Origin of the sequence: Inquilinus sp. KBS0705, assembly GCA_005938025.2 — a bacterium.
Taxonomy (GTDB): Bacteria; Bacteroidota; Bacteroidia; order Sphingobacteriales; family Sphingobacteriaceae; genus Mucilaginibacter.
In genome coordinates this window covers 379,056-390,477 of sequence record VCCI02000003.1, presented here as the reverse complement: position 1 = coordinate 390,477, position 11,422 = coordinate 379,056, and the positions used below count along the sequence as shown (strand labels likewise).

6 protein-coding genes are annotated in these 11,422 nt (G+C 43.6%); 5 read left to right on the top strand and 1 reads right to left on the bottom strand.

Annotated features, from left to right (window positions below; all coding sequences use genetic code 11):
• Positions 1-16: 16 nt before the first annotated feature.
• Complete coding sequence (locus FFF34_016025; GenBank protein TSD64060.1) at positions 17-6,055, top strand: T9SS type A sorting domain-containing protein; 6,039 nt, start codon at positions 17-19, stop codon at positions 6,053-6,055.
• Positions 6,056-6,060: 5 nt separating this feature from the next.
• Positions 6,061-6,276: a hypothetical protein gene (locus tag FFF34_016020; GenBank protein TSD64059.1), complete on the top strand. Its 216-nt coding sequence runs from the start codon at positions 6,061-6,063 to the stop codon at positions 6,274-6,276.
• Positions 6,277-6,344: 68 nt separating this feature from the next.
• Here FFF34_016020 and FFF34_016015 read toward each other — a convergent pair whose 3' ends face one another.
• Positions 6,345-6,662, bottom strand: a complete 318-nt coding sequence (locus FFF34_016015; protein ID TSD64058.1) for a hypothetical protein — start codon at positions 6,660-6,662, stop codon at positions 6,345-6,347.
• Positions 6,663-6,915: 253 nt separating this feature from the next.
• Here FFF34_016015 and FFF34_016010 point away from each other — a divergent pair, with 253 nt between their 5' ends.
• The 3 genes from FFF34_016010 (at position 6,916) to FFF34_016000 (ending at position 11,415) form a co-directional block, all read left to right on the top strand.
• Positions 6,916-8,334 (top strand): PAS domain S-box protein, encoded by a 1,419-nt coding sequence (locus FFF34_016010; GenBank protein TSD64057.1) that lies wholly within the window; start codon positions 6,916-6,918, stop codon positions 8,332-8,334.
• Between the two features lie 64 nt (positions 8,335-8,398).
• A complete protein-coding gene (locus tag FFF34_016005) occupies positions 8,399-8,965 on the top strand; it encodes a Crp/Fnr family transcriptional regulator (GenBank protein TSD64056.1) in 567 nt (188 codons plus the stop codon).
• A gap of 125 nt (positions 8,966-9,090) precedes the next feature.
• On the top strand, positions 9,091-11,415 hold the full coding sequence (locus tag FFF34_016000) for a prolyl oligopeptidase family serine peptidase (GenBank protein ID TSD64055.1): 2,325 nt from the start codon (positions 9,091-9,093) through the stop codon (positions 11,413-11,415).
• The last annotated feature ends 7 nt before the right edge of the window (positions 11,416-11,422 follow it).

Below are 11,422 nucleotides of genomic sequence, written 5' to 3'. Positions count from 1 at the left end.
CTAATATTTACAAGCTTTGATCAGCCTGAAAGCTGTATATAAAACGGTTATTTGCCTGCTTATATCCAGTTTATTTTTTACATATAGTTTCGCCACTGCTACCATAACTACAGCAACAGGTGGAACAGGAATTTCTGCCGATAAATCATCGGGCAGTGCCGGCGCTGCGTTTACCACCTTAGGCAATATTGTAATAGGCAGTGGTACTAATACTGATTTTACCACCGGCACCAATGTAACCTTCGTACTCACCGCCCCAACAAACTGGCAATTTTCAGCAGGCGTGGGTAGTGTATCCCGCGCAGGTAACGTATCGGCTGCAAGTGTTGTAGTTACTGCAAATACTGTTACCGTAACTTATACTGTAACAGGGAGCTCCACCTTAAATGCTATCACTATTAGTGGCTTGCAAGTGCAGGGCACAGTTAAAAGCACAATTGCAAGCGCAAATATTACCAGAACATCGGGCACGGGCACTATAGCCGGCTTTACTACCGGTACAAGTGTAGGTGCGCTATCGCAGGTAGCCGGTACATTTACAAAAATGCAAATACTGTTACCCGGCGAAACGGCGTCCGGAGGATCGGCCACAGGTAAAACAGGTACACCAACTTCACCGGTTGCAGGTACCGCCTTTAACGTAATTGTAAACGCTGTTGATGCTAACTGGAATGTTGTAACTACAGTGACCGATGTTGCAGGCATAACCTCAACCGAAACAAATGCCACATTGCCGGCAAATACCGCATTGGCCGCAGGTACCAGAACTTTTAGTGTAACCTTTAGAACAGCGGGCGTATCCCGAACGATCACGGCCAGCGATATAACCACACCGGCTATACCATCTAATACCAGCCCTGCAATTACCGCAAGTGTAGGTGCATTTGCCAAAATGCAAATACTTATGCCAGGTGAAACAGCAGCACCCGGAACAGCAACAGGAAAAACCGGAACACCTACCGCCCGCACCGCAGGTGTAGCATTCACAGTAACGGTAAACGCTGTTGATGCCAGCTGGAACCTTGTAAATACCGTTGTGCAAACAGCAGGAATAACTTCTAACGATGCTAATGCCATACTACCCGCTAATGCCGCGCTTGTGGCAGGTACTAAAAACTTTAGTGTAACTTTAAGAACTGCTACAACCACTGCCACCGTTACAGCCAGTAACATTACCGATAATACAAAAACAGCTAACACAAGCCCGTCAACTATAGTAAATGTTGGCACTTTCGTAAAATTACAACTGATATTGCCCGGCGAAACTGCCGCACCCGGCACAACTACAGGTAAAACCGGCACGCCGTCGGCACAAATAGCAGGTACTGCTTTAACCATCAGGATAAACGCGGTTGATGCTGCCTGGAATGTGGTAACATCGGTAACAGATGTAGTAGGCGTTACCTCTACAGATGTAAATGCTACATTACCTGCAAACATCGCGCTTTCGTCGGGTACTATTACCCGCAGCTTCACCTTTAAAACAACCGGAACAAAAACAATAACGGCAAAAGATATTACCACAATCAGCATTACCGCCAATACCAGCCCAAATGTCACCGTTAGTGCCGGAGCTTTTGTCAAGCTGCAAATATTATTACCGGGTGAAACAGCAGCGCCCGGAACAGCCACGGGTAAAACCGGCACTCCAAACGCACAGTCGGCAGGCACCTCTTTCAACGTAACGGTAAACGCGGTTGATGCTAACTGGAATAGAAATACTACGGTTACCCAAACAATGGGCATAACATCTACCGACCCATTAGCTGCCCTACCTGCAAACGCCGCGCTTGTGGCAGGTACAAAAACAAACTTCGCGGTTACATTAAAAACACCGGGTACTGCCACTGTAACAGCCAGCGATATTACTGATAATACAAAAACAGCCAATACAAGCCCTTCGGTAACTGTTAATATTGGCGCTTTTGTCAAGTTTTTATTAATAATGCCCGGCGAAAGTTATTCTGCCGGGTCGGCTACAGGCAAAACGGGATCACCAAGTGCGCGCACTGCAGGTGTTGCATTTACGGTAACAGTAAGAGCCGTTGATGCTGCCTGGAACACTGTAACCAGCGTTACCGATGTCGGTAAAATAACCAGTTCGGATGTTAACGGCGTATTGCCTGCTAATGCCGCATTAGTATCGGGTTCGCAAACGTTTAGTGTAATACTTAAAACATCAGGCTCCAGAACGGTAACCGCCACAGATGCATCCGACGGTACAAAAACAGCATCTACCAGTGCCGCTACAACGGTAAACACAAATACTTACACCCAACTGCAAATATTACTGCCCGGCGAAACAGCCGCACCGGGTACTGCCACCGGCGCAACGGGTACTGCTAATCCCCCTGCACGTAATACTGCCTTCAACATAATAGTAAATGCTGTTGATGCTTATTACAATAAAGTAACAACCGTAACAAGTACAGTAACCATCACTTCGTCAGACGGTACAGCTGTATTACCAGCCGCTGCTGCACTGGCCGCAGGCACAAGAACTTTTTCAATCACAATTAAAAGTACTTCAACATCGCCGTTACCAACCATAACCGCCACGCAGGGTGCTATTACCACAACGGTAAGCGTACCTGTAGGTGTGCCGGCTACGGTTACTACCGATTACTTTCGTACAAGAGACTCGGGTAACTGGAACGATGCAAGTAACTGGCAAAGTTCTACAGGTGGTGTATCTTGGCAAAACGCGACGCTTACGCCAACATCTGCGGCAAATACTATAACCATTATGCCCGGCGATACTATTACAGTTACAGCCAGCGTAACAGTAGACCAGGTAATAATAAGCAGCACAGGGCAGGTAAATGTAAATAGTGGCGTAACACTTACCATTGCCAGCGGGGTAGCTACACCATTTGACGTAAGCGGCGTTTTAAATAATGCCGGCACCATAACTACCACCGGCGCGCTTTCTTTTGCAGCAGGCGGTAAATATCAGCATAACTATACCACAAGCGTAGGTACCATACCTACCGCTACCTGGAATGCTGCATCTACCTGCGAAATAATTGGGTACACCAGCGCAACCGGGACCATTTCAAACACTAACCAGTCATTTGGCAACTTTATTTACAATTGCCCGTCGCAAAACGTTGCAATTAGTGGTATTACATTTAATTCCGCTGTTGCAGCATCAACCAAGAACTTTTCCGTATTATCAACCGGCACCGGAAGCTTTAGATTGAGTGGCACCGGTGGTACATTAACAGTCGCAGGGGATTTTAACTTGTCTGGCGGTAACCTGATAATGAATACCACAAGCGGAACTATGGCGCTTAATGTCTCGGGCAATTTTACCATGGGGGGCGGAACCTTACAAAAAGGTACTTCAACAGCGTCCAACATCGCATTTAACGGTACTACAACGCAAACCTACACCAAAACCGGCGGAACCATTTCGGGGGCGGTAAACTTTGCAATTAACAGTAATGCACTTGTTGATTTTGGCACATCTGTAATAGATGGATCAAGCGGCACATTTACCTTAAACAGTGGCGGCACCTTACTAACCGGTAATGATGACGGCTTATCAGCAACAGGTGCATCGGGCAGTATACAAACCAGCGGAACCATAAGCATGAGCACGGGGGCTAACTATACTTATAATGGCGATAACGGGCAAACTATTGGTACCGGCCTGCCCACAACCGTAAACAATTTAACTATTGATAACTCACAGGGTGCAACGATGCCGGCCACTACAGCTACCTATACTATAAATGGGCAGTTATCACTTATTGGCGGCGATCTGGACATGGGCCTTAATAGCCTGGCTGTTGGCGGTAGCTTTACAAATACAGGCACTAACACTCTGCATACCCAAAACATCGGAAGCACCCCTATCCCTGCCTCAAAAACATGGACTGTTGATATAGATTACAATGGCCCTGCCGACCAAACCGTTGTGCCGGGTACTTATACAGATCTGTTTTTTACAGATGCCGGTAATAAAGTTGCTACAGCAGGAACCATAACTGTTAAGGGTAACTGGTCGTCTAACGATGGTAAGGTAGATTTGCAAACCAACAGTGCTACCGTACAATTTACAGGCACTGCACAATTATTAGACGACGGCGGAAGCGATAACGGCAATGGTGTGGTTTTTAAAAATGTAACCTTTGGCAACAGCGGTACAAAAACATTAAATAGCGGTACGTACAATGTAGCAGGTACAGGCGTGCTTAGCATGGCCGGCACAGCCACATTAGCTGCAAACGGCAACCTGGTTATGGCATCAGACTCCAGCGGGAACGGCGGTATAGCTGCATTGCCTGCAGGTACAAATATTACCGGCAATGTTAATGTACAAACGTTTATTACAGGTGCCGGTACCGATATCTATCGTGGTACCCGTGCAATGTCTACACCAATAAATGATGCTGCGCTGGTTAATAAAACATACAAGCAAATGCAGAGCTATGTGTTTATAACCGGGCCGGGTAATACGGCTAATGGTTTTGATTTAGGCGGTACAGGCATACCTAATGCGGTAACATTGCAAACCTATAACGAGCCACCCTACACTACGGGCATTTATACGCCAATAGCTACTATCAATCAATCAGCAACACCGGGCAAGGGTTTTTACTTGTTTTTTAGAGGTGACCGCAGCGACCCTGACGGTAAACTTAATGCGCCATTTGACCTGCCTGAAGATGTTACCCTTACTTTTACAGGGCCTATCAATAAAAACACTATAACCATAAGCGGTTTAACCAATACCCATAACGCCGGCGATCCTGTAAACGGTTACAATTTTGTGGGTAACCCCTACGCGTCGACTATAGATTGGGCAACCATATTGAGCAACTCTACCAACCTGGTAGACCAGGTGGTAACTTTAAAAGCAGGTGGTGGTTCGGCCACATACATTGGGGGCGTTGGTAATAATGGCGGCTCGCGCTACATACAAACCGGGCAGGGCTTCTTTGTAAAAGTACTTGATGCCAGTAACACCGGCAGTGTAACCTTTACCGAAGGCAGCAAAGTTAGCAATACCCCGGCCAGGCTTTTAAGCGTAGGCCCCGAAAATAGGCAGGCTACCGCGGCAGTTGCCATAACCAAGTTTTTACGCCTGTATTTAACCGACAATAAATCGAAGGACGAGACTACCGTTGTATTTAAAACAGGCGCATCGGCAACATCGGCAGATGATGCCGTTTATTTCGCAGGAAATACAGTTAGCCTGGGTTCGCTATCAAGCGATGCTAAAACCCTTGCGGTTAACTTTATGCCAGATATAAGCCTGGTAAGCCAGTTAAAACTATCAGTTAACGCTACAGTTACAAGCGCGGTAAAATTGGTATTTACAGATATAACCGCAACTACCGGCTACAAGCTAACGCTAAAAGATAATTACCTTAATAAAACGGTTACCGTTGCAAAAAATACAAGCTATGCCTTTACTATTGATAAAACCATAGCTGCAACCTACGGCACCGAGCGATTTGTACTTAGCCTTACCAAAGCCGAGGTGGTGTTACCTTTTCAGCTGGTTAGCTTTTCATTGCAAAAAACAAGCCTTGGCGTTAGCCTTGCATGGCAAGCCAAACACGAGAAAGCTAATGATAGGTTTGAGATTGAACGTGGCGCAACAACAACTAAATTTAGCATTATAGGCACAGTTAAAAGCCTTAAGGATACTGCTTTAACTAAATATAGCTTTATAGATACGGCACCGCTAAAAGGAGCTAACTATTACCGTTTAAAACAATATAACCAAAATGGTACCTATACTTATTCTAAAACATTAACGTATAATAATACCGCTGCAACACCCCAGGTGGTTAATATAACTGCATACCCCAACCCTACTGTAAACGAGATAAATATAAGCTATAACCCTTTGGGTAATGGCTCATATTCGGTTGCTATATATAATAGCCTTGGTTTTAAAGTAATAAAGGCCTCGTTAAAAGCAAGGGCTAATGTTATAAGCCAAAATGTAGCATCGTTAACGCAAGGGGTTTATTTGGTAGAGATAACTGATGCAGCAACCAACACATTTGTAGGACGCGTAAAATTCATAAAAAACTAACCATTATGACTAAAAGAAAAAAGCTAAGGATATTTTGGACGGTTTGCATCTTTTTACTCGTTACATGCTCATCATTAAAGCTGTATGCACAGTGCGACCCATTTATTGACCCCAACTGCGAAGACCCGGATCTGGAAACTCCTTTAGACCAATGGGTAGTAGGCTTTGTAGTATTAGCCGGAGTTTATGGCGTAAAAAAGTTGAATATTAAAGAAATATAATATTCCTATAAAAATTAAAACCCCGTTTGCCTTAAGGCAACGGGGTTTTTTATATCACAAAAGCTTAATTAGCTTGCAGATGGTACCGGTGCATCTTTAACCGGTTTTGCAGTAGCTGCCTTTTTAACCGCAGGTGCGGCTGTTTTTAATTCGGCAACTTTAGCCGGCTTAGCATCGGTCGATTCGGCTATAGCCAATTTGTCGAGTTTAATTTCTTTGGCAATCTTCTTTGCCAACTGCTCGGCACCTTTTTCTATTTTCTTATCCAGCTTTTTTGATACATGCGTAGCTGTTAATTTTTTTAGTTCGGCAATAAGGCCAAGCTTTATATCATTCTTAATTGCTTTTTTGGCCGATTTAAGTAGGGATCGTTTATCTTTTTTCATATATAGTATAAATTACTTTCAAAGCTACATTAATATTAAATCAATTCAATGTTATCTTTATGTTAACTAATTTCATAAATGGCTTAAAATGAAAACATTGAATTTATACATATTATTTAAAACGGAATACATAGCCGGCTGTATATGATAAATAAATGATAAATAAGTAGTAATTTTAAACAACATATATCGCCTTATAAAGGCCTTTCCGCTACATTTTTATATTGCTGTTGTACATTTATGCTGATTTTAAATGATCAAAAATATTTCGTCGATAAAAGTATGGGATGTTGCAAGGTCAGCTAATCGCCCCGATTGGTTAAAAGTGCTACTGCCACTAACCGCATCATTATTAGCAACCTGGCTCAATCTTAATCCACTATCTGTTATTGGGCAACGCGCGCCATTTATGATATACTTTGGTATGCTGTTTTTAAGCGCGGCATATGGTGGCAGCCGCTCAGCATTAGTAGGCGCATTGTGTAGCTCCTCGTGCGCATTTTTATTCCTGTTGCCAAAGCACATTATGGAGCCTCCTATATTTATTGTCGGCATATTTTTGTTTCTTATAATAGCCCTATTGTTTGCCGGCTTACTGCGTGCCATAGAGCGTATGCACACTAATTTATCGCAAAGCGAACAAAGGTTTAGGGGCATCATCGAAAAAAGCTCTGAAGGGTTTTTAATGACTGATATTGATGGCGGTGTAAAGTATATATCACCCTCGGTAAAAGAGTTGCTGGGATACACTGAACAAGATTTAATGGGCCGCACCTTATACAGCCTGATACACCCCGACGAATACAAAGCTTTTGATTATGAATTTTTAAAGCTTTGTAACGATTACGGGCAGATAACGGATTTTTTACATCAGCTAAAAACTAAAAATAACGAATGGATATGGATTGAAGGTACAGCCATAAACCTTTTAAAAGACAGTTATATTAAAGCAGTGGTTTTTCATTACCGAAATGTTACTGAGCGTATTACAAGGGCCAGGCAGCAGGAAGACTTTGTGGGGATGGCATCGCACGAATTAAAAACACCTATAACCGCATTAAAAGGATTTTTACAATTATTACAGCGCAGCCATCAAAAGGAAGGCCGCGACAAGGATATCGGCCTAATTACGCGTATGGAAGCGCAGTTAAACAGGCTGCTAAACCTGATAAACGACATGCTGGATATTACCCGCATAAAAGCTGGCGAGTTGCAATATCATTTTGAATGGTTTGATATAAATGAATGTATTGAAGATGTAATAGCAGCAGCACAGGCATCAAAAACCACACACAAAATTATTTACGAGTCACAAATACCAACGGATATATATGGCGATAAAGACCGTATTTGCCAGGTGATTAACAATTTGATTAATAACGCCATAAAATACTCGCCGGGTAAAAATGTTGTAGAAATAGCACTTCATATTGAATCAGCGATGGTAAAAGTAACCGTGAAAGATCATGGAATTGGTATACCAAAGGATAAACAAAAAAATATATTCGACCGCTTTTACCGGGTGGAGGCCATATCAAAAAACACATTTGAGGGCCTGGGTTTAGGGCTGTATATTTCAAAAGAGATCATTAAAAAACATAGTGGTAAGCTGGCCGTTGAAAGCGAGGAAGGCAAAGGGTCGGAATTTTGGTTTGTTTTGCCTGTTAAATAAACACATCGCTAATAATTGATAAAATGATGCTTTTTTTATTGAAATTAGCAGCAAATACATTTGAATGACCGCCGAACTAAAAAGCTTTATTAACAACTATGTTAGCCTTGATGAAGTTGAGCTGAGCGATATAGTAGGCCGTTTTCGGTCGCGGAAATTAAGCAAGAACGAATACCTGTTACATGAGGGTGAAATATGTAACGACCTGGTTTTTGTACAAAGCGGATGCCTGAGGCTATACTACCTTGATGATGACATCGAAATATCGGTATGGTTCGCGTTTAACAATTCCTCGGCTATTGATATCTATAGCTTTATAAGCCAGCAACCATCCAAGTACTACCTGCAAGCCATTGAAGACAGCGAAATACTGTACTTACCCAAAACCGAACTATTAAAACTATATGAAACCCACCCCAAAATGCAGGAGATGATGCGCCGTTTTTGGGAAGATGCGGTATTAAATTTGATAGACCGTTTTACCGCACTGCAACGCGATTCGGCAGAGCAGCGCTATCTCGACCTGTTAAGCAAGCCCCCTTATCTGCAAAAAATACCGCAAAAATACCTGGCATCGTTTATTGGTGTTACACCTACATCATTAAGCCGCATACGCAAAAACATACGGTAAGATAGATGCAGCCTTTTAAGTGCATACAGCACGTCTATTCTGTAACAATCGTTATACCAAGCAGGTGCGGCCCTTAAAAACAGTTATTTTATTTTAGATTAGTGTTTTAAAACACTGATCTCATCATGAATAAATATTTACTCATCTTAGGCGCTTTTACCATTGCGCTTACCGCCCAGGCTCAGCAGGCAAAAACGCTAACAGCCAAAGATTATGAGCGAGCCGAAAGCTTCATGTCGTACAGTACTTCGCCGTATATCGACAGGGCCGGCGTTTACCCCAACTGGTTGCCCGGCGATAAATTTTGGTATAGCGTAAAAACCGCGCAAGGAACCGAATTTATTTTGGTAGATCCCGCCAAAAAAACACGCTCATTGGCATTTGATCATGCTAAACTGGCTGCGGCACTTTCAACGGCCAGCGGCACTAAGTACGATGCTAATAAATTACCCTTAACCATAAGCAACTTTTCGACCGATGGCAAATCAATAGTTTTTACAGCGGATGGAAAGCAATGGAAATATGATGCCACATCGGGCCAAGTTATTGCTGATACCACAAAATCTGCAGCAGTAAAAGGTGGTATGCAGGGTAGGCGCCGTGGTGGCGGCCTTGAAGTGCTTTCGCCCGATGGTAGTAAAGCAGCCTTTATAAAAAATTATAACCTTTGGGTACGCGATGTAGCAACAGGCAAACAAACCCAGCTAACTACTGACGGGGTTAAAGACTATGGCTATGCAACAGATAACGCCGGCTGGACATCAAGCGATGGCCCTATTTTAAGATGGTCGCCCGATTCAAAAAAGATATCAACTTTTCAGCAAGACCAGCGCAAAAGCAGCGATATGTACCTGGTTACTACCAACGTAGGCAAACCAACCCTTAAAGCCTGGAAATACCCTTTACCCGGCGATAAAAATGTAACCATGATAGAAAGGGTTATTATAGATGTGGAAAATCCTAAAGTTGTGCGCCTGCAAATACCTGCAGACCAACACCGCGCTACATTAAGCGATGATATTGCCAGCAGCGGCACTTTTGATGATAACGACTGGAACAAAGATGGCAGCGAATTAGCCTTCCTATCAACCTCACGCGATCACAAGAACGAGAAATTCCGTATAGCTAATGCTACTACAGGTTCTGTACGTGAGGTATTTGAAGAAACTGTAAAAACTCAATTCGAATCGGGTCGTGATGCTATTAACTGGCGATATTTACCCGCCTCAAAAGAAATATTATGGTACTCTGAGCGCGACAACTGGGGCCATATGTATTTATATGATGCTATCACCGGTAAATTAAAAAATCAAATCACCAAAGGCGACTGGGTAGTAACCCGCTTAGTGAAAGTTGATGAGAAAAAACGCGAACTATACTTTTTAGCCGATGGCCGCGAGCCGGGCAATCCTTATCATTCTTACTTTTACAAAATTGGCTTTAATGGCAAAGGTTTAACCCTGCTCACGCCCGAATCCGGATCGCACCAGGTTAGCTTATCGCCATCGCAGAATTATTTTGTTGACACTTATTCAAAAACAGATATGCCCCCAGTTACCGTTTTACGTGATATGAGTGGCAAGCTGATAACCAACCTGGAGAAAACCGATGTATCGCGATTGGCTGCTACCGGCTGGAAAGCTCCCGCCGAAGTATCGGTAAAAGCGCATGATGGTACTACCGATATTTATGGCCTGGTATTTACACCAACAAAAATGGACCCCAATGTAAAATACCCGGTTATTGATTACATATATCCCGGCCCGCAGGGCGGAAGTGTAGGTAGCTTTAACTTCACTGCATCGCGCGGTGACAATCAGGCATTAGCCGAACTGGGCTTTATTGTAGTATTGATAGAGGGTACAAGCAACCCAAGCCGCTCAAAAAGTTTCCATGATATGAGCTATGGTAACATGTCTGAAAACACGCTGCCCGATCAGGTGACGGCCATTAGGCAGTTAGCGCAAAAATACCCTATCGATACCACCCGTGTGGGTATATGGGGCCACTCGGGCGGTGGCTTTGCAACCGCTGCGGCAATGTTCCGTTATCCTGACTTCTTTAAAGTGGGGATATCCGAATCTGGCAACCATGATAACCGCAATTACGAGGATGATTGGGGCGAACGCTACGACGGTTTAGCAGAAAATTCCGACTATGAAGCCCATGCTAACCAAACCTATGCTAAAAACCTTAAAGGCAAACTAATGCTTGCCCATGGTATGCTTGACAATAACGTACCGCCATACAACACCCTGCTTGTTGTTGAAGCCCTTGAAAAAGCCAATAAGGATTACGACCTGGTGATATTTCCTAACAGCGCACATGGCTACGGCCAGTACTCGCCTTATATGATGCGCCGCAGATGGGATTATTTTGTAAAGAACCTTTTAGGCGCAACACCGCCAAAAGAGTATCAAATAAAAGGTACAGCCATACCACGTAACTAATAACAAC